The 19,345-nt window shown below is 71.5% G+C and carries 16 protein-coding genes; 10 read left to right on the top strand and 6 right to left on the bottom strand.

The window, feature by feature from the left end; translation table 11 throughout:
* Positions 1–2: 2 nt before the first annotated feature.
* From GPA10_RS32415 to GPA10_RS32395, 5 genes are all read left to right on the top strand, one after another.
* Positions 3–2,156, top strand: coding sequence for a copper resistance CopC/CopD family protein (locus GPA10_RS32415; RefSeq protein ID WP_157168580.1), 2,154 nt, complete (start codon positions 3–5; stop codon positions 2,154–2,156).
* A gap of 4 nt (positions 2,157–2,160) precedes the next feature.
* Complete coding sequence (gene efeB, locus GPA10_RS32410) at positions 2,161–3,435, top strand: iron uptake transporter deferrochelatase/peroxidase subunit (RefSeq protein ID WP_157168579.1); 1,275 nt, start codon at positions 2,161–2,163, stop codon at positions 3,433–3,435.
* Positions 3,436–3,579: 144 nt separating this feature from the next.
* Entirely contained in the window at positions 3,580–4,515 is a 936-nt protein-coding gene (pheA, locus tag GPA10_RS32405; RefSeq protein ID WP_058849967.1) for a prephenate dehydratase, read from the top strand.
* A 594-nt stretch (positions 4,516–5,109) separates the two neighbouring features.
* Entirely contained in the window at positions 5,110–6,399 is a 1,290-nt protein-coding gene (gene serS, locus GPA10_RS32400) for a serine--tRNA ligase (protein ID WP_343041572.1), read from the top strand.
* Positions 6,396–7,235, top strand: coding sequence for an HAD family hydrolase (locus GPA10_RS32395; protein WP_058849969.1), 840 nt, complete (start codon positions 6,396–6,398; stop codon positions 7,233–7,235). Before serS ends, GPA10_RS32395 begins: the two co-directional genes overlap by 4 nt.
* A 430-nt stretch (positions 7,236–7,665) precedes the next feature.
* On the opposite strand, the gene GPA10_RS32390 is transcribed toward GPA10_RS32395, so the two are convergent.
* From GPA10_RS32390 to GPA10_RS32370, 5 genes are all read right to left on the bottom strand, one after another.
* Positions 7,666–7,923: an SGM_3592 family protein gene (locus GPA10_RS32390; RefSeq protein ID WP_246260210.1), complete on the bottom strand. Its 258-nt coding sequence runs from the start codon at positions 7,921–7,923 to the stop codon at positions 7,666–7,668.
* 172 nt (positions 7,924–8,095) lie between these two features.
* Positions 8,096–8,818 carry an ABC transporter permease gene (locus tag GPA10_RS32385; RefSeq protein WP_058849971.1) on the bottom strand — a complete coding sequence of 241 codons (723 nt, stop codon included), beginning with the start codon at positions 8,816–8,818 and terminating at the stop codon, positions 8,096–8,098.
* A gap of 11 nt (positions 8,819–8,829) precedes the next feature.
* Complete coding sequence (locus GPA10_RS32380; protein ID WP_157168577.1) at positions 8,830–9,741, bottom strand: ABC transporter ATP-binding protein; 912 nt, start codon at positions 9,739–9,741, stop codon at positions 8,830–8,832.
* 52 nt (positions 9,742–9,793) lie between these two features.
* Entirely contained in the window at positions 9,794–10,675 is an 882-nt protein-coding gene (locus GPA10_RS32375) for an ABC transporter permease (RefSeq protein ID WP_058849973.1), read from the bottom strand.
* Entirely contained in the window at positions 10,665–11,813 is a 1,149-nt protein-coding gene (locus GPA10_RS32370; protein ID WP_343041595.1) for an ABC transporter ATP-binding protein, read from the bottom strand. Before GPA10_RS32370 ends, GPA10_RS32375 begins: the two co-directional genes overlap by 11 nt.
* A 348-nt stretch (positions 11,814–12,161) precedes the next feature.
* Between GPA10_RS32370 and GPA10_RS32365 the strand changes: the two genes are divergently transcribed.
* The 5 genes from GPA10_RS32365 to GPA10_RS32345 all read left to right on the top strand — a co-directional run bounded on the left by GPA10_RS32365 (position 12,162) and on the right by GPA10_RS32345 (position 18,159).
* Complete coding sequence (locus GPA10_RS32365; protein ID WP_157168576.1) at positions 12,162–13,013, top strand: M24 family metallopeptidase; 852 nt, start codon at positions 12,162–12,164, stop codon at positions 13,011–13,013.
* Positions 13,010–14,791 carry an SDR family oxidoreductase gene (locus tag GPA10_RS32360; RefSeq protein WP_157168575.1) on the top strand — a complete coding sequence of 594 codons (1,782 nt, stop codon included), beginning with the start codon at positions 13,010–13,012 and terminating at the stop codon, positions 14,789–14,791. Before GPA10_RS32365 ends, GPA10_RS32360 begins: the two co-directional genes overlap by 4 nt.
* A gap of 223 nt (positions 14,792–15,014) precedes the next feature.
* Complete coding sequence (locus GPA10_RS32355; RefSeq protein ID WP_343041594.1) at positions 15,015–16,004, top strand: MerR family transcriptional regulator; 990 nt, start codon at positions 15,015–15,017, stop codon at positions 16,002–16,004.
* 271 nt (positions 16,005–16,275) lie between these two features.
* Positions 16,276–17,178: an LLM class flavin-dependent oxidoreductase gene (locus GPA10_RS32350; protein WP_157168573.1), complete on the top strand. Its 903-nt coding sequence runs from the start codon at positions 16,276–16,278 to the stop codon at positions 17,176–17,178.
* 105 nt (positions 17,179–17,283) lie between these two features.
* Positions 17,284–18,159, top strand: coding sequence for an HAD hydrolase family protein (locus GPA10_RS32345; RefSeq protein WP_343041571.1), 876 nt, complete (start codon positions 17,284–17,286; stop codon positions 18,157–18,159).
* A 115-nt stretch (positions 18,160–18,274) separates the two neighbouring features.
* Here the strand turns inward: GPA10_RS32345 and GPA10_RS32340 are convergent, their stop codons facing one another.
* Positions 18,275–19,345, bottom strand: a complete 1,071-nt coding sequence (locus tag GPA10_RS32340) for a murein hydrolase activator EnvC family protein (protein ID WP_157168571.1) — start codon at positions 19,343–19,345, stop codon at positions 18,275–18,277.

The raw sequence follows: 19,345 nt of genomic DNA, 5'->3' as shown, positions 1-19,345 counted from the left end.
TGATGCGGACCACCGCTCCCCGCCCGGAACCGGCCTCCCTGACCGGGTACGGGCGCCTGCTGATCGTCGCCGTCGCCCTGATCGGCGCCGTCCTCGGCTCCCTGCTCGCCGCCGCGGCGCCCGCCGACGCGCACGCCGCACTCACCGGGAGCGACCCCAAGCAGGGAGCGGTGGTCGACGAGGCACCCCGGCAGGTGTCCCTGACCTTCTCCGAGAAGGTCGCCATGTCCGACGGCTCGGTACGGGTCCTGGACCCGGCCGGAAAGCGCGTGGACAACGGCAGGACCAGCGACCTGGGCTCGCACTCCTACGGCGTGAAGCTCAAGCCGGGGCTGCCCGACGGCACCTTCACCGTCGCCTACCAGGTCGTCTCCGCCGACAGCCACCCCATCGCCGGAGCCTTCACCTTCTCCATCGGCGCGCCGTCGGCCACCAAGGTGTCGCTGTCCGACCAGGAGGTCGGCGGCGGGCTGGTCGGCAGCCTCTACGACTTCGCGCGCTACATCGCGTACGCCGGCTTCACCGTCGTCGTCGGCGGCGCCGCTTTCGTCCTCGGCTGCTGGCAGCGCGGCGCGGGCGTGCGCGCGCTCCAGCGGCTCGTGGTCGGCGGCTGGCTCGCGCTCACCGGCGCCACCCTGGTCACGCTGCTGCTCCGCGCCCCCTACACCGGTTCCGGCAAGCTCGGTGACGCCTTCGACCTCGCGAAGCTCGGTGACGTCCTCCAGACCAAGACCGGCGCCGCCCTCGTCTCGCGGCTGCTGCTGCTCGCGGCCGCCGCGCTGTTCATCGCCGTGCTCTTCGGCGCGTACGAGCGGCGCGCGGACCCCAAGGAGAAGCGGGACCTCGCCTTCGGCCTGGCCGTCGGCGGCAGCGTCGTCGCCATCGGCATCGCCGCGACCTGGGCGCTCGCCGAGCACGCCTCGACCGGCATCCAGCCCGGGATCGCGATGCCCGTCGACGTCCTGCACCTGCTCGCCGTCGCCGCCTGGCTCGGCGGGCTCGCCGCGCTGCTGCTGTGCCTGTACCGGGCGCCGCTCGTCGACGCCGACGCCGTACGCCGCTTCTCCCGCGTCGCCTTCGGCAGCGTGGTGGCCCTGGTGGCGACCGGCCTGTACCAGTCGTGGCGGCAGGTCGGCTCGTGGTCCGCGCTCGCCGAGACCGGGTACGGGCAGCTGCTGCTCGTCAAGGTCGGGCTCGTCGTCGTCCTCGTGGGCGTCGCGTCGGTGTCGCGGCGCTGGACCGGGCGGATCCTCGCCGAGGCCGGGGGGCTGACGCCGGAGGCGGCGGCCGCGACGGTGGTCGAGCAGCGGACGGGTACCGCGGGCACCAACAAGAACACCGCGGGCACGAGCACGAGTAAGAAGAAGAAGCCCGTCGCCGTGGCGCACAGCTCGAAGACGGGCGTCTCGGCCCGCGTCGAGGACGCGGACGCCAAGGCCGACGGCGGAACCGGCAGCAAGGGCACCGGCGGGAGCACCGACGGGAGCAGCGGCGGAAGCGGCAGCAACGGCAAGGGCGGCGGCGGCAAGAGCAGCGACGCCGACAGCAACGGCAAGGCGTCCGGCGACAAGGCCCCCGGCCAGGACAAGCGGAGCGCGCAGCTCGCCCGGCAGCAGGCCGCCGTGGACGCCGCCCGCGAGAAGCGGATCCGCGACGCCGACCCGCACCGCTCGGGCCTGCGGCGCACGGTCTTCGTCGAGGCGGGCATCGCCGTCGTCGTGCTCGCCGTCACCACGCTTCTGACCAGCACCGAGCCCGGACGTACGGAGGAGGAGGCCAAGAACGCCTCCTCGGTCGCCGCGCAGCAGCAAACCGGACCCGTCAAGCTCGCGATCCCCTTCGACACCGGCGGCCAGGACGGCAAGGGCACCGTGCGCCTGGAGCTCACACCGGGCCGCACCGGCAGCAACGACCTGCACGTCTTCGCGAACCGGCCCAACGGCAGCGCCTTCGACCTGCCCGAGGTGAAGGTCTCCTTCACCCTCAAGGCCAAGGACGTCGGCCCGCTGCCCGTCGCCCCCGACCGCATCGCCACGGGACACTGGAGCGCGAGCGGGGTGCAGATCCCCATGGCGGGCAAGTGGCAGGTCAAGCTGACCGTGCGCACCTCCGACATCGACCAGGTGACCCTCGACAAGAACGTGCAGATCGGCTGACCCCATGGCGGACCACACCATTTCCCGACGGCGCCTGCTCAGCACGGCCGGCGCCACCGGCCTCGCCCTCGGCGCGGCGGGCAGCGCCGCCGGGTACGCCGTCGCCTCCTCGGGCTCCTCCGACGGCTCCGGCGGGGCCGGGGCGGCCCTGACGACGCTCGGCGCGGACGAGGTGATGTTTCACGGGAAACATCAGCCGGGGATCACCACGCCCGTGCAGTCCCGCGGCCATCTGGTCGCCTTCGACCTCGCCGCGGGCTCCGGGCGCAAGGAGGCCGCGGCCCTGCTGCGCCGCTGGTCGACGGCGGCCGGGCAGCTGATGGCGGGCAAGCCGGTGGACGGCGCGGGCCCGGACACGGACATCGCGCGCGACGCAGGACCCTCCGCGCTCACCGTCACCTTCGGCTTCGGCCACAGCTTCTTCGGCCGCACCGGCCTGGAGAAGCAGCGCCCCGCCGCCCTGGACCCGCTGCCGGACTTCTCCTCCGACCACCTCGACAAGGCCCGCAGCAACGGTGACCTCTGGGTACAGATCGGCGCGAACGACCCGCTCGTCGCCTTCCACGCGCTGCGCGCCCTGCAACGCCTCGCCCGCCCGGCGGCGAAGGTGCGCTGGCAGATGAACGGCTTCAACCGCTCGCCGGGCGCCACCGCCCGCCCCATGACCACCCGCAACCTCATGGGCCAGATCGACGGCACGAACAATCCGCAGCCGTCCGACGACGACTTCAACCAGCGGATCTTCGTTCCCGGCAGACCGGACGGCACGGATCCGCTCTGGATGGCCGACGGCTCGTACGTCGTCGTACGCCGTATCCGGATGCTCCTCGACGACTGGGAGGAGCTGTCCACCCGCGCCCAGGAAGAGGTCATCGGCCGCCGCAAGTCCGACGGCGCGCCCCTCACCGGGGGCACGGAGACCACCGAGATGGAGCTGGAGAAGACCGTCCGCGACGGCCGCAGCGGTCGCGACGAACTCGTCGTACCGCTCAACGCCCACGCCCGCATCTCACGGCCGGACCAGAACGGCGGCGCCGCGATGCTGCGACGACCCTTCTCGTACCACGACGGATTCGACGCCAAGGGCGAGCCGGACGCCGGGCTCCTGTTTGTCTGCTGGCAGGCGAACCCCTTGCAGGGCTTCGTCCCCGTACAGCGCAAGCTCGACCGCGGCGACGCCCTGTCCGCGTTCATCCGGCACGAGGCGAGCGGACTGTTCGCGGTGCCGGGCGGGGCAGCGGCCGGGGAGTACGTGGGGCAGCGGCTCCTGGAGGGGTGACGCGGCCGGGCCAGGCACACGGCCGGGCGAGGCGCGAGGCGTGCGGCCGGGCCAGGCGCGCGAGGGGGCGTCAACAGTGGCCGTCGGCCTGCTCCCGCGGTCGCTGTACGCCATCCGTCCCACCCTGCGCATTAGTGTGACGGCATGTCGGCGACGCGATATACCTACCTCGGCCCCGAGGGCACCTTCACCGAAGCTGCCCTGCGCACCCTGCCCGAAGCGGCCACCCGTGAGCTGGTCCCGATGGTGTCCGTTCCGGCCACCCTGGACGCGGTGCGCAGCGGAGAGGCCGCGGCGGCGCTCGTACCCATCGAGAACTCGGTGGAGGGCGGTGTCACCACGACCGTCGACGAGCTCGCCAAGGGCGAGCCGCTGATGATCTACCGCGAGGTCGTCCTGCCGATCGCCTTCGCGCTGCTCGTGCGCCCCGGCACCAAGCTCAAGGACATCAAGACGGTGACGGGTCACCCGGTGGCCCAGCCGCAGGTGCGCAACTGGCTCGCCAAGCACCTGCCGCACGCGGTGTGGGAGTCGGCGGCCTCCAACGCGGACGGGGCGCGGCTCGTGCAGGAGGGCCGGTACGACGCGGCGTTCGCGGGCGAGTTCGCGGCGGCGACGTACGGCCTCCAGGCCCTGGTCACCGACATCCACGACGCGCAGAACGCGGCGACCCGGTTCGTGCTCGTGGGCCGTCCGGCCCGGCCCGCCGCGCCGACCGGTGCGGACAAGACCTCCCTGGTGATCTGGCTGGGCGACGACCACCCCGGTGCGCTGCTGGAGCTGCTCCAGGAGTTCGCGGTGCGCGGCGTCAACCTCGTCCGCATCGAGTCCCGGCCGACAGGACAGGGCATCGGCAACTACTGCTTCAGCGTCGACACGGAGGGCCACATCACGGAGCGCCGGGTGGGCGAGGCCCTGATGGGCCTGAAGCGGATCTGCCCGAAGGTGCGCTTCCTGGGGTCCTACCCGCGCGCCGGTGTGGCCCTGGAGGACGTGCGGCCGCTGCGTCCGGGGACGTCCGACCGGGAGTTCGTGGCGGCGGCGGACTGGCTCACACAGTGCCAGGACGGCCGATTCTGAACGTTTCTGCGGTCCTACCTGCAGATTTACGTTGTCCACAGAAGTTATCCACAGGTGCCCTTCTCGATCTGGGGACAAGTCGACAACGAAGCGCGACATCGTCGACAAAGCGGTACGCAGCCCCCAGTTGTGTCCACACCCCCGTACGTCACCCCTCGTCCACCCTTTTGTAGCGATCAACTCTTTGGAGTTAACCAATTCCACTCGAAAGTTGGCCGGGAGGGGGTTTGGGGCAGAAATCCAGTGGCGTGCGAGGAGCATTTGGAAGTGCCCATTCCGGCATCCACAGAGCTTTCGCACAGCCTGTGGATAACTTTTCGGCAACCCTCGATCCTGTGGACAACCGCACCCTCAAGTCCCGTTGCCCACAAGGTGATCCGGTCAAGGCGACAAGAGCCCTGTGCCCCGTTTCGGGGAACCGTGTCCGGTTTATTGACCTTGTACGGGCCGATCGGTTCGCGTCGATCTTCGGCCAGTCCGGCCGACGCCCGAAGCAATGGCGAGACCCCGAGGCCAATCCGGCAAAACGGGCAAAAAGTACGCATCGAGAATAACGATTCGTGGGCCGCAACCACGCGACGGTAGCCTTGAGGGGTGATTGACCTTCGCCTGCTCCGTGAGGACCCCGACCGTGTGCGCGCTTCGCAGCGCGCCCGTGGAGAGGACGTCGATCTCGTCGACGCCCTGCTCTCCGCCGATGAGCGGCGCAGGTCGTCCGGGCTCCGCTTCGACGAGCTCCGCTCCGAGCAGAAGGCGCTCGGCAAGCTCATCCCCAAGGCGGCCGGCGACGAGAAGGCCGAGCTCCTGAAGAAGGCGGGCGAGCTGGCCGCGGCCGTCAAGGCCGCCAACGCCGACCAGGACGACGCCGACGAGGAGACCAAGCGTCTCCTCCTGCGCCTCGGCAACCTCGTGCACGCGGACGTGCCGGTGGGCGGCGAGGAGGACTTCGTCGTCCTGGAGACGCACGGCACGATCCGTGACTTCGCCGCCGAGGGCTTCGAGCCCAAGGACCACCTGGAGCTCGGCGAGGCCCTCGGCGCCATCGACGTCGAGCGCGGCGCGAAGGTCTCCGGATCGCGCTTCTACTACCTGACGGGCGTCGGCGCCCTGCTCGAACTCGCGCTGGTCAACGCGGCGATCGCGCAGGCCACGGAGGCCGGGTTCACCCCGATGCTCACCCCCGCCCTGGTGCGCCCGCGCGCCATGGAGGGCACCGGCTTCCTCGGCCAGGCCGCCGAGAACGTGTACCACCTGGAGAAGGACGACTACTACCTGGTCGGCACCTCCGAGGTCCCGCTCGCGGCGTACCACATGGACGAGATCGTCGACGCCGACAAGCTCCCCCTGCGGTACGCCGGGTTCTCCCCCTGCTTCCGCCGCGAGGCCGGCACCTACGGCAAGGACACCCGCGGCATCTTCCGTGTGCACCAGTTCGACAAGGTCGAGATGTTCTCGTACGTCGACCCCGAGGACGCGGAGAACGAGCACAAGCGCCTCCTGGACTGGGAGAAGCAGTGGCTGACCGGCCTCGAACTGCCCTTCCAGGTGATCGACGTGGCCAGCGCGGACCTGGGCGCCTCGGCCTCGCGCAAGTACGACTGCGAGGCCTGGATCCCCACCCAGGGCAAGTACCGCGAGCTGACCTCGGCGTCGAACTGCGACAGCTTCCAGGCCCGCAGGCTCTCGGTGCGCATGCGTGAGGAGCACGACGGCAAGAAGACCGTCAAGCCCCTCGCCACGCTGAACGGCACGCTGTGCGCGGTGCCGCGCACGATCGTGGCCCTCCTGGAGAACCACCAGCTGGCCGACGGTTCCGTGCGCGTCCCGGAGGTCCTGCGACCGTATCTGGGCGGCCGCGAGATCCTGGAGCCCCTCACCAAGTGAGCACCGCCCCCGCCACCCCGACCGGCGCCGCAGGACCGGCCTTCCCGTATCCGCTCGTCGCGACCGACCTCGACGGGACGCTCCTGACCGCCGACGACGCGATCTCGGCGCGCACCCGGGACGCGCTCGTCGCCGCCACCGCGGCGGGCGCGGCCCACATCATCGTGACCGGCCGCTCCGTCGCCTGGACCCGGCACATCCTCGACGACCTCGGTTACCAGGGGATCGCGGTGTGCGGGCAGGGCGCGCAGGTCTACCACGCGGGCGAGCACCGCCTGCTGACCTCCGTGACCCTCGACCGGCAGCTCGCCGGGCTCGCCCTCGCCAAGATCGAGGCGGAGGTCGGCCCCCTGGCGCTCGCCGCGAGCCGCGACGGCCTGGACGGCGAGGTCCTGGTCGGCCCCGGGTACGCGGTACAGGAGGGCCCGCTCCCCGTCATCCCGTTCACGGACGTGGCGGACCTGTGGGCGGCGCCGCTCAACAAGGTGTACGTCCAGCATCCCGGGCTCGGCGACGACGCCCTGGCGGCCGTGGCGCGGGAGGCCGCCGGTGATCTGGTCGGCGTGACGATGGCGGGCGAGGGGATAGTGGAGCTCCTGCCGCTCGGCCTGACCAAGGCGACGGGCCTGTCCATCGCGGCCCGCCGCCTCGGCGTGCAGGCCGCGGGCACCATCGCGTTCGGCGACATGCCCAATGACATCCCGATGTTCGCCTGGGCCGCGCACGGCGTGGCCATGGCCAACGCACACGAGGACCTCAAGGCGGTGGCCGACGAGGTGACGTCCTCCAACGAGGAGGACGGCATCGCCGCGGTCCTGGAACGCCTCCTGCCGTAGCAGGGCCCTGCGCCCGACGACGACTCCCGCCGCGGACAAGTGGCCCACGCGCCCGTGCGGGCAGCCACGCACCTTGTTGTGGGCGTGCGCGCGGGCCGGCCCCGGGGCCACGGAAGGTTCCCGCGACTCCGGACCGGCCCGGCGCGAAGTTGGGTGGGCGACCCGCGCACATGTGCGCGCTCGAAGCGGTCGCCCCGGGCGATCCCCCGTAGCGTGCTCGGACGGAGTGAGTAACTACCCCGGAGCACACCCGAACCGCCCTGCCGGAAGCGCGGCGTGCCGTAGAAGGAACGCCGTCGGCTCCACTCCCAGAAGGTGAGCACCGGGACGAACCCGGCGCGTTGACATCCCCAACTCTGCCGAGCGAGGAACCCGAGCGCCACCGAATTACGCTCTCGGCAGCACGCCCGCACACCCCTGCCCCGCCCCGCTACTTGCGCCGCCGCTTCTTCTTGCGCCGACTGAAGAACCACCCGGCGGGCGGCTCGTCGGACCGCCAGGGCTGCGGCTCCGGCGCCCCGTCCCGCCAGCGCGCGGAGAGCATCCGGGCCCGTGCCGACGGCTCGGCCGCCTCCGCGGACCGTATGAAGTCGGCGTCGAGGACCACGTCGTCCCAGTCGGGCTCGCCACCCGGACGCGCGTCCGGGCCCTCGCCCGGCTCCTCGCCCGGTCCGTTGTCGGCTGCCATCGCGGCACCTCCCGGCCACATCTCCCGCGTCCTGCTTCCCAGTGTCCCCACCCGAGGGTGAAGCCGCCGTGAAGACTCCGGGCCACCCGAGGACTCGGCGTCACCCGCTCCCGTGGGTCCTCTCCCGTGGGTCCTCTCCGTGGGTCCTCTCCGTGGGTTCTCTCCGTGGGTCCTACTCCTCCCCGGCCAGCGTCAGCGTCCGCAGCTTCTGCCCCGCGTACCAGGTGGCCCCGGCCGTGACCACGACCAGGAGGATCACCGCGGCGGGCAGGCCCACGTCCGAGGTGACCAGGTCACCGCCGTCCGCGGCCTTGTGGGCGACGGCGAGGGACCACTGCTGGACGCTCAGCGTGCGGGCACCGGCGACGAGGGACCCGAAGAGCGCCTCCCACACCAGGGCGTAGACGAGGCCGAGGACCACCGCGTGCCGGGTGATGGTGCCGAGCAGCAGGAAGATCGCCGCGTACGCGATGGAGGAGACCAGGGAGGCGATGGTGTAGGCCACGGCGACCTGCTGGCCGTTGCCGTTCAGGATCATGCCCGCGACGAAGGTCGGGAGCGCCGAGAACGCCATGGTGACGGCGATCGCGACGGTGAGCTTGGTGACGATGATCGTGGGCCGTTTGACCGGCTTGGACAGCAGGTAGAGCACCGAGCCGTCGTCGATCTCGGGACCGATGGCGCCGGTGCCCGCGATGACGCCGATGATCGGCACCATCGTGGCGAGCGCGAAGCCGCCGAGCAGGTCGGACGCGACCTGGTCGTCGACTCCGCTGAGGGCCCGTACCGCCACGGAGATGACGATGAGCAGCAGGGGCAGGGCGAAGAGGATGAGGGCCCGGCGGCGGCCGAGCAGTGCCCGGTAGGTGAGCCGGGCGACAGTGGGGTCGTACACGGTGGCTCCCTTCAGGCCGCGACGAGGTAGGAGAAGACCGACTCGAGCGACTCGTCCGAGGGCGAGACGGTCAGGAGCCGGATGCCGTGTTCGCGGGCGATGCGTGGCAACAGGGTGGTGAAACGCCCGAAGTCGACGGCCTGGATGCGCAGCGCGCCCTCTTCCAGGTCGACCTCGATGCCCGCGGTCGACGGGTCGGCGATGAGGACGGCAGCGAGCGCGCGGTCGTCGCTCGATCGCACCAGGTAGCGGTGCGGCCGGTCCGTCATCAGACGGCGGATCCTGCGGAAGTCGCCGCTGGCCGCGTGGCGTCCGGCGACGACGACCTCGATGTGGGAGGCGAGCTGTTCGACCTCTTCGAGGATGTGCGAGGAGAAGAGCACGGTGCGGCCCTCGTCGCCCATGGTGCGCAGCAGTTCCATGAGTTGCATGCGCTGGCGCGGGTCCATGCCGTTGAAGGGCTCGTCGAGCAGCAGCACGGACGGTTCGTGGACGAGGGCGGAGGCCATCTTCACGCGCTGCCGCATGCCCTTGGAGTACGTCGAGATCTTGCGGTCCTGCGCGTACTCCATCTCGACCGTGGCGAGGGCGCGCTGGGCGGCCTTCTTGCCCAGGCCGTGCAACTCGGCGTTGGCGACGACGAATTCGCGGCCGGTGAGGAAGTCGTACATCCCCTCGCGCTCGGGGACGATGCCGAGGTGCTCGTAGATCTTCTCGTTGCGCCAGGTCGGCCGGCCGTCGAGGCTGACGCTGCCCGTGGAGGGGGCGAGGAAACCACCCATCATGCTGATGAGGGTGGACTTTCCGGCGCCGTTCGGGCCGAGCAGACCGGTGACCCCGGGGCTGATGGTCATCGTGATGTCGTTGACGGCCACGACGTTGCCGAACCAGCGGGACACGTGGTCGATGGTGAGAGTACTCATGGGCGCAGCCCGTTCCTTGGAAGGGTGGTGGTGGGCGACGGGTGGGCCATGCTCAGAGCCCGGCCTTTCGGTAGCGGCGCAGCAGGCCGGCGTAGCTGCCCGCGATGAGGGCGAGGGTGACAAGGACGTACACGACGCCCGCTCCGGTCGAGGGGCCTTCCTCCCCGGGGAAGGCGGACGTGGCTCCCAGGAAGGCGGTCTGCACGCCGTCGATCAGGGTGATCGGCGAGAACAGGCCGAGCCAGCCGATGGCGCTGCCGCTGCCCTGTTCGTCGGCGATCGCCTGGACGGTGGACACCGCTCCGTAGGAGATGGTCAGGACGGCGATGACGGCGGCGATACCGAGGCCGCGGCGCGGGGTGACCGCCGAGATGAGCAGCGCGATCCCGGCGAAGAGTACGGAGAGCAGAGCCACGGAGACCAGCCCTTGGGCGAATCCCTTCGTCTGGTCGGCGAAGTCAAGTTTGGCGAGCAGTGCTCCTGTGTAGAGCACGATCAGGGGAGCGGCCGTCAGGATGAACAGGGCGCTGGAGAGTGCCGCGAACTTCGCGCGTACGTAGTCGACCCGTTCGATGGGCCGGGAGAAGTACAGCGGCACGGTCTTGAACCGCAGGTCCCTGGAGACGGTCTGCGGGGCCTGGGCGGCCAGATAGAGGCTGATGACGGCCTGGAGGACGATGGCGTAGCGCGTGTAGTCGACGGGCAGGTCGTTGGCCTTGGTGGCCACCGCAACCGCGACCATGATCAGTGCGGGGGCGCACATGACCCCGAAGAGGATCATCGGCAGGACCTTGGACTTGGCCGAGCGGCCGAGTCCGTAGGCGCCGCGCAGGCTCTGCGAGAACAAGGAGCGGGTGGCGTAGGCGCGGCCCAGGCGCTGGCCGTCGTAGTGGCGGTAGCCGATGTTGTGGATCTGTGTGGAGTCAGCGGGCATCGCGGCCGCCTCCCGTTCGCTCGGCGGTGATCGCGGGGGTCGCCGTGGTCGCGGGGGTCGCATCGGCATCGGTGGCCGCGGGGGTCACAGCGGCATCGCTGGCTGCGGCGGCCTCGCTAGATGCGGCGGCCGCGGTGGTCACAGCGGCATCGCTGGTTGCGGCGGCCGCGGTGGTCGCGGCGGCCTTCTCGGCCCTCGCGGTCTCTTCGTCGTGGGCGCGGAAGACCTCCGCGATGTGGTGCCTGCGCTGTTCCATCCGGACGAGTCCGAGGCCGAGGTCTGCGACGACGTCCCGGAGCAGGTCGTAGGTCTCCTCGCTCTCCGCTTCGAGCAGCACGGTGTGTCCGGCGCCGGGCAGGCCGCCGCCGTCGTCGTGCGTGGCCACGCCGCGGGCCGCCAGGGCGGCGCGCAGGGCGGCCGTCCCGTCGGGGTGGGTGTCGCTGTCGGTGACCTCCACGGCCACGGTCGTGGTGCTCTGGGTGAAGTCCGTGGTGGAGCTGGAGCGCAGCAGCTTGCCGCCGTCGATGACGACGACGTGGTCGCAGGTGCGCTCCAGTTCGCCGAGGAGGTGCGAGGTGACGAGGACCGAGATCCCGAAGTCGGTGTGCACGCGCCGGATCAGGCCCAGCATCTCGTCGCGTCCCACCGGGTCGAGGCCGTTGGTGGGCTCGTCGAGGAAGACCAGCTGCGGGTCGTGGACTAGGGCCTGGGCGAGCTTCACGCGCTGCTTCATGCCGGTCGAGTAGCCGCCGATGGGGCGGTAGCGCTCCTCGTAGAGACCGACATGGCGCAGGGTGTCCGCGGTGCGCTCGCGGGCGGCGGTCGGCGGCAGGCCCGACATGCGCGCCATGTGGACGACGAACTCGGTGGCCGAGACGTCGGGCGGCAGGCAGTCGTGCTCGGGCATGTAGCCGACGCGCTCGCGGATCTGGCCGCCGCTGGTGGCGACGTCGAGGCCGAGCACGGCGGCGCGGCCCTCCGTGGCGGGGGAGAGGCCCAGCAGGATCTTGATCAGTGTGGACTTGCCGGCTCCGTTGGCTCCGACGAGTCCGGTCACACCGGGCCCGATATCCATGGAGAGCCGGTCAAGCGCGGTCACCCTCGGGAACCGCTTGCTCAGGCTTTCGGTCGCGATCACAGTCACGATTCGAACGTAGTGGCGCGGGCCACAGCGGGCGTCAGTCTTGGGGCCCGGTCCTGCGTCCCTCTCGAGTATTACGGGCCCGTAGGGGTCGTACGGAAGTCACCCCCGAGACCGACGGGCGTCGCGTCCCCCGGCTCCCTCCGGGAACTTCCGGATCTGTCCCCCGGGGTCACGCACACCTATTGACGCAGCCGTCAGGCATTGTCACATTCATCAGTGTCAAGTTACGAACGCGTACGGAGACCAACGCGTACGGGGACGGCCTGCGGCACCCGGCGGCGCCCGGCGGTGTGCGGCGGTGTGCGGCGGACGGCATGGCGGAGACGGCGGACGGACGGTGGCATGACCTCAGCAGTGCAGGGTGGACTCTCCGCGGAGCTCAGGGGTTTCCAGCGGGTGCAGACCCTCGCGTACGCATGCGCGGAAGCGGTCGCCGCACAGCTCAGGCCGGGGGTGACGGAGCGCGAGGCGGCGCGGATGCAGCGGGAGTGGCTGCGGGCGCGGGGCGTCAGGGACTGGTTCCATCTGCCCTTCGCCTGGTTCGGGGACCGCACGGCCTTCGTGAACTTCCGCATCCCACTCCAGTTCTTCCCCACCAACCGCCGCCTGGAGCCGGGGATGCCCTTCATCCTCGACATGGCCCCGGTGTACGAGGGCTGCACCGCGGACATCGGCTACTCCGGCTGCCTCGGCCTGAACCCCGTGCACGACAAGCTGCTCGCGGACCTGGAGGCGCACCGCGCGCTGATCCTGCGGGAGGTGCGCGAGCGCCGCCCGCTCCGGGAGATCTACGAAAGCGTGGACCGGCTCATGGTCCGCCAGGGGTATGCCAACCGCCACCGCGCCTATCCCTTCGGCGTCATCGCGCACAAGGTGGACCGCGTCAAGGAGCGCCGCCTGTCGCCGCACGTCTTCGGGTTCGGCACGCAGTCCCTGAAGGGCCTCGCGAGCGACGTGCTGCACGGCCACCGGGACGGCTGGTCCCCGCTGTGGTCGCCGTACAAGTTCTCCGATCACCCGCCGCAGCCGGGACTGTGGGCCGTGGAGCCCCATCTGGGCTTCCGCGGCACGGGCGCGAAGTTCGAGGAGATCCTGGTCGTCACGGACTCCGCGGACCCCGAGCAGAGCGCCTTCTGGCTGGACGACGACCTGCCGCATGTGCGGCGCTGGGCCGAGGAAAGGGCTGCCGCATGACCACCGTCGATCTTCTGGGTGCGCGCGAGCGCTGGGTGCGCACGGGCGGCGTGGAGCTGTGCGTCGCCGAGCTCGGGGACGCCTCGCGGCCCACGGTCCTGCTCGTGCACGGCTATCCGGACTCCAAGGAGGTGTGGTCCGAGGTAGCCGTCCGCCTGGCCGACCGCTTCCACGTGGTGTTGTACGACGTGCGGGGGCACGGCAGGTCCACGGCCCCCAAGCCGCTGCGGGGCGGCTTCACCCTGGAGAAGCTGACCGACGACTTCCTCGCCGTCGCCGACGCCGTCAGTCCGGACGCGCCGGTGCACCTGGTGGGCCACGACTGGGGTTCGGTGCAGTCCTGGGAGTTCGTGACGGTCGAGCGCACACAGGGGCGCATCGCGTCCTTCACGTCGATGTCGGGCCCCTCCCTGGACCACTTCGGGCACTGGATCAAGAAGCGCGTGACCCGGCCGACCCCGCGCCGGGCCGCCCAGCTCATCAACCAGGGCGCCAAGTCCTGGTACGTGTACATGCTGCACACCCCGGTGCTGCCCGAACTGGCCTGGCGCGGCCCGCTCGGCAAGCGCTGGCCGAAGCTCCTGCAACGCCTGGAGAAGGTTCCCGCGGACGGCTATCCCACGCTGTCGCTGCCGTCGGACGCCGCGCACGGCGCCTGGCTCTACCGCGACAACGTCCGCCCCCGGCTGCGCAGGCCCCGCCCCGACGCGTACGCACACGCCCCGGTGCAGCTCGTCGTCCCCTCCGGCGACATATTCCTCTCCGAGAGGCTCTACGACGATCTCGGCCGCTGGGCCCCGCAGTTGACCCGGCGCACGCTCCCCGCCAAGCACTGGGCGCCGCGCACCCGCCCGGACCAGCTCACCGCGTGGATCACGGACTTCGTCACGGCGCACGAGGACGGCGGCCCCGCCGCCCCGGCGAGCGCGGTCGCCCCGGCTCCCGGCAAGCACGCCGAGCGGTTCGCGGGCCGGCTCGTCCTCGTCACGGGCGCGGGCAGCGGCATCGGTCGCGCCACGGCGTTCGCGTTCGCCGAGGCGGGCGCCCGGGTGGTCGCCGTCGACCGGGACGCGGAGTCCGCCGCGCGCACCGCGGAGATGTCCCGACTCGTCGGCGCCCCGTCCGCCTGGGCCGAGACGGTCGACGTCAGCGACGAGCAGGCCATGGAGAAGCTCGCCGAAAAGGTCGCCACGGAGTACGGCGTGGTGGACGTCCTGGTGAACAACGCGGGCATCGGTCTCTCCGGTGCGTTCCTCGACACCAGCGCCGAGGACTGGAAGAAGGTCCTCGACGTCAACCTGTGGGGCGTGATCCACGGCTGCCGTCTCTTCGGCCGGCAGATGGCCGAGCGCCGCCAGGGCGGCCACATCGTCAACACGGCGTCCGCGGCGGCCTTCCAGCCCTCCAAGGCCCTGCCCGCGTACAGCACGTCCAAGGCCGCGGTCCTGATGCTCAGCGAGTGCCTGCGCGCCGAACTCGCCGGGCAGGGCATCGGCGTCTCGGCGATCTGTCCGGGCTTCGTGAACACGAACATCACGGCGACCACCCGTTTCGCCGGTGTCTCCGCCGACGAGGAGAAGCGCCGCCAGAAGAGGACCAGCCGTCTCTACGGCTTGCGGAACTATCCGCCGGAGAAGGTCGCCGACGCCGTGCTGCGCGCCGTGGTCCGCAATCAGGCCGTCGTGCCCGTCACCCCGGAGGCGCGCGGCGCCCATCTGATGTCCCGCTTCACGCCCAAGGCCCTGCGTGCGATCGCCCGGTTGGAGCCCCCGCTGTGAACGACCACCACGCGACCGTGCCCCGCCGTGTCTCGTTCGGCATGGACGAGCACTGCGGCGGCCCCGAGGCGTCCCGGTACGCGCGACGCGTCACGGCCATACCCTGCGGTCCGCGACGGTCGTACCATCCGTCGCGGGAAGGCGCGTCGGATGGAAGGCACGCTGCGCAAGGCGAGCCGCGCGGCCATCGCCCAGTGCCTGGAGCGTCGGAAAGGTCTTGAGCGTGGAGGAACGGCCGGCAGTCGCCGAGGTGTCGGTGCCCGCCCCGGATGAGCCGCGGGTGGAGTACCGCATAGAGGACCTCGCGCACCACAGCGGTGCAACGGTGCGCACCATCCGGGCCTATCAGGACCGCGGCCTGCTCCCCCGCCCGGAGCGGCGCGGCCGGTCCAACGTGTACGGGGACGCGCATCTGGCCCGCCTGCGCCAGATCGCCGACCTGCTCGACCGCGGCTACACCCTGGCGTCCATCAAGGAACTCCTGGAGGCCTGGGACGCGGGCCGCGGGCTCGGGGGCGTGCTCGGCCTGGTCGCCGAGGTCGACGGCCCCTGGACGGACGAGAAGGCCGACCGGATCACGCGGGCGGAGTTGGACGCGGCGTTCGGCGGCAATCCGGACGAGGCGGCGGTAGCGGACGCGGTCGCGCTCGGGGTCCTGGAGCCGTTGCCGGGGCGCGACGACGAGTTCCTGGTGCCGAGCCCTCAAGAGTTGGCCGTGGCGGCGGAGTTGCACGCGGCGGGCGTACCACTGTCGGCGATTTCAGCCCATTTGAGGGAGTTGAGGGGTCAGGTCGAGCATATCGCGGCCCGTTTCCTGGAGTTCACCAACGACCACGTCTTTGCCCGGTATCTCGGCAGCAGCCCGCCGAGCGAGGCCGACGCGGCGGAGGCGGCGTCGCTGGTCCGGCGTCTGCGCCCGCTGGCGCAGCAGTCGGTCGACGCCGAACTCGCGCGTGCCATGCGGACGTTCGCGACCCGTTATCTGCGCAGGCACCTCGCCCCCGAGGAGCCCGCACAACCGAGCGAGGAGCCGCAGCACATCGCCCTTCCCGCGCACACAATGCGCGCTGTGCAGAGTCTTGTTGGTGTGGAGAACACCGCGGCATTCATCGCGGCAGCTGCCGAACGCGAGGTCCAGAGCAGGACTTTGGACACACTTGCTGCAAGTCACAGCAGAGAACGACATGTTGCCCAAAAAGGGCAATTCGACTAGGAGTTGTCCACAGAATCGCCAACAAGCCTGTGGATAACCTGAGTTGGTTGTGGATCAAACCTGTCGCTCGAATTTCGTCGATGAAGAGTGGGTGGCACGAAATCGAGTCCGCGGAGAACGAGCGGCGCGCGCCCCGGCGCGGGCCCTCGCCGCGGCGCTGCCGGAGCCGGGGTGTGGTCCCCGCCGCGGCGCGACCGGGGCCGGGGTGTGGCCCCGGTCCGGACGGAGCCGCCCCGGTGGCCACTCCGGGCACAGCCGTACCCTCGGAGTCATGAGTCTGCGTCTGAGCACCGTGATCCTGCCCGTACGCCGCTGGCACGACGGCGGCAAGGAGCGCTGGCAGCGCGCCGAGGAGCTCGGGTTCCACACCGCGTACACCTATGACCATCTCTCCTGGCGGACCTTCCGCGACGGGCCGTGGTTCGGCGCGCTGCCGACGCTGACCGCGGCCGCGGCCGTGACCGGGCGCATGCGCCTCGGCACGCTCGTCACCTCGCCGAACTTCCGCCACCCCGTGACGCTCGCCAAGGAACTGATCACGCTCGACGACGTCTCGAACGGACGGATCACGCTGGGCATCGGCGCGGGCGGCAGCGGTTTCGACGCGAGCACGCTCCGCCGGGCCGGCGAGGAGCCCTGGACACCCCGTGAACGCGCGGACCACTTCGGGGAGTTCCTGCCGCTGCTCGACCGGCTCCTGACCGAGGACTCGGTCACGTACGAGGGCGAGCGGTACGCGGCGTACGAGGCGCGGAACATCCCGGGCTGCGTGCAGCGCCCCCGGCTGCCGTTCGCCGTCGCCGCCACCGGCCCGCGCGGCCTCAGGCTCGCCGCACGGCACGGGCAGGCATGGGTGACCACGGGTGACCCGAAGATCTCCGAGACGGGCACGCCGGAGCAGTCCCTGGAGGCCGTCCGCGGCCAGATCAACCGGCTCGGCGCGGCCTGCGCGGAGCTCGGCCGCGACGTCGACGAGCTCGGCAAGGTGCTGCTCACCGGCTTCACGCCGGACCGCCCGCTCGGCTCCTTCGACGCCTTCGTCGACTTCGCGGGCCGGCACGCCGCCCTCGGCATCGACGAGATCGTGCTGCACTGGCCGCTGCCCGACACGGACTTCGCCGCCGACGAGAAGCTCTTCGAACGCATCGCCACGGAGGCGCTCGCCCAGCTCTGAGCAGGCGTCCGACAGGAGGGACGGCGGGGGCGCACGGGTGGCCGGCACACTCAGATGTGCGCCCCGCCACACACCCGTGCGCGCATATGCGGGACACTCGTGTACGTGACCTCTACCACCCCACGGCCCCGGCCCCCGGCCCCTTCCGTCCCGCCCCGGCTGATCGCCACGGACCTGGACGGCACCCTGCTGCGCGACGACAAATCCGTGTCGGAGCGCACCGTGGCCGCGCTGGCCGCCGCCGAGGCGGCGGGCATCGAGGTCTTCTTCGTGACCGGACGCCCGGCGCGCTGGATGGACGTCGTCAGCGACCATGTGCACGGTCACGGCCTGGCGATCTGCGGCAACGGTGCGGCGGTCGTCGACCTGCACGGCAGCCCCGGCAGCCACCGCTTCGTGAAGGTGCGGGACCTGTCGCCCGCGACCGCCCTGGAAGTCGTCGGCATCCTGCGCGCGGCGGCGCCCGGCACGTCCTTCGCGATCGAGCGGACCGGCGGGGTGCACCACGAACCGGCCTACCCGCCGCTGCACCTGGACCCCGCCGTCGGCGTGGCCCCCGCGGAGAAGCTGCTCGCGGCCGGGGCCGACGGCGCCGACCAGCCCGTGCTCAAGGTCCTCGCCCACCACCCCGAGATCCTCCCGGACGCCTTCCTGACGCTCGCCCGGATCGCCGTGGGCGGCCTCGTGGAGATCACCCGGTCCAGCCCGACCGCCCTCCTGGAGATCAGCGGTCCCGGCGTCTCCAAGGCCAGCACGCTCGCCCTGTGCTGCGCCGAGCGCGGCATCAGCCACGAGGAGGTCGTCGCCTTCGGCGACATGCCGAACGACGTCGAGATGCTCACCTGGGCCGGAGTCTCGTACGCGATGGGCAACGCCCACGCGGACGTGATCGCCGCCGCGTCCGGCCGCACGGTGGCCAACAACGAGGACGGCGTGGCGGTCGTCATCGAACGCATACTCGCGGAGCGCCAGGAGCGGTAGCGGGCCCCGGAGGCTTGGAGAGGTCTGAAGTGGTTCTCTGTCTCTGTAGGCGCCTGGAGAGACCTGGAGAGACCTGGAGAGGCTCCGGACCTTGCAAGGACTCGGGCCTGTCGCCCTAGAGGTCGACTCCCCGTTCCGCCAGCCACTCCACCGGGTCCACGCCCGAGCCGAGGTGGGGCGTGAGGCGGGCCTCGAAGTGCAGATGGGGGCCCGTGGAGTTGCCGGTGGTGCCGGCCTGGCCGATCCACTGGCCGGCCCGCACCAGCTCCCCCTGGTCGACGGCGGCGGAGGCGAGGTGCGCGTACTGCGTGTACGAGTCGTCCTCGTGCCGCACCACGACCTCGATGCCGAAGCCGCCGCCGCACGCCACCCGCACCACCCTGCCGTCACCCACCGCCCGTACCGGGGCGCCGATGCCGACGGCGAAGTCCTGCCCGGTGTGCCGGCCCGCCCAGCGCTCGCCCGCGCTGTCGAAACCCGCGGACAACTCGTACGACTCCACGGGCGTCACCCACGCGCGCGTGGACGACCACGCCGGTTGGGAGAGCCGCTCGGCACCCCGGCACCGGCCCGCGGCGGCCGACCGGTCCGCCTCGCCCTGCAACGCCCACTGCGCCGACTCCAGCTTCTCCTCGATGTCCCGCTTCAGCCGCCCCAGATGGGCCGTGCGCCGGTCGAGCACGCGGCGGGCGCGGTCGGCGGACCGCTGGGCGACGCCGAGCCGGGCCGCGGCCCGCTGCGTCCTCGCGACGGTGTTGGTGACCGCCAGATCCGCCTGGCCGACGACGCGTCTGCCGCGCAGCAACTCCTCGGGGTCGTCCGCGAGCAGCAGCCGTGCGGTGAGCGGCAGCCCGCCACCGGTGCGGTACTGGGCGCTCGCCATCCGCCCCAGGTCCTCGTGCAGCACGGCGACCTCGTGCTGCTCCTCGGCGAGGAGCCGGTCCAGGCGCCGGACACGGGCCCGCTGGGCGTCGGCCACGCGTTCGCCCTCCTCGTAGCGCACGGTGGCGGCCTGCGCCTCTTCGTAGAGGTGGGTCACCGCGGCGCCCGCAGTGGGGACGTCGGGGCCCGCGGCGCCGTCGTCGCCGTCCGAGGCTGCCGACGGCGTCACGAGCAGGGTGGTCAGGGCGGTCACCGCGCACAGCAGGACCGGGGCGAGACGAGGGCGGCAGGACGGTGGACGCAT

It is taken from the genome of Streptomyces typhae (assembly GCF_009755605.1).
Lineage (GTDB): Bacteria > Actinomycetota > Actinomycetes > Streptomycetales > Streptomycetaceae > Streptomyces > Streptomyces typhae.
Note: the sequence above shows the minus strand (reverse complement) of the source record. Positions and strands in the feature narration are given on the sequence as shown.

What these genes read in the sequence shown, in the direction of transcription:
- GPA10_RS32415 (WP_157168580.1), top strand. Translation starts at nt 3, where the DNA reads ATGCGGACCACCGCTCCCCGCCCGGAACCGGCCTCCCTGACCGGGTAC.
- efeB (WP_157168579.1), top strand. Translation starts at nt 2,161, where the DNA reads ATGGCGGACCACACCATTTCCCGACGGCGCCTGCTCAGCACGGCCGGC.
- pheA (WP_058849967.1), top strand. Translation starts at nt 3,580, where the DNA reads ATGTCGGCGACGCGATATACCTACCTCGGCCCCGAGGGCACCTTCACC.
- GPA10_RS32340 (WP_157168571.1), bottom strand. Translation starts at nt 19,345, where the DNA reads ATGCGTCCACCGTCCTGCCGCCCTCGTCTCGCCCCGGTCCTGCTGTGC.
- GPA10_RS32380 (WP_157168577.1), bottom strand. Translation starts at nt 9,741, where the DNA reads ATGAGTACTCTCACCATCGACCACGTGTCCCGCTGGTTCGGCAACGTC.
- GPA10_RS32390 (WP_246260210.1), bottom strand. Translation starts at nt 7,923, where the DNA reads ATGGCAGCCGACAACGGACCGGGCGAGGAGCCGGGCGAGGGCCCGGAC.
- GPA10_RS32365 (WP_157168576.1), top strand. Translation starts at nt 12,162, where the DNA reads ATGACCTCAGCAGTGCAGGGTGGACTCTCCGCGGAGCTCAGGGGTTTC.
- GPA10_RS32375 (WP_058849973.1), bottom strand. Translation starts at nt 10,675, where the DNA reads ATGCCCGCTGACTCCACACAGATCCACAACATCGGCTACCGCCACTAC.
- GPA10_RS32360 (WP_157168575.1), top strand. Translation starts at nt 13,010, where the DNA reads ATGACCACCGTCGATCTTCTGGGTGCGCGCGAGCGCTGGGTGCGCACG.
- GPA10_RS32350 (WP_157168573.1), top strand. Translation starts at nt 16,276, where the DNA reads ATGAGTCTGCGTCTGAGCACCGTGATCCTGCCCGTACGCCGCTGGCAC.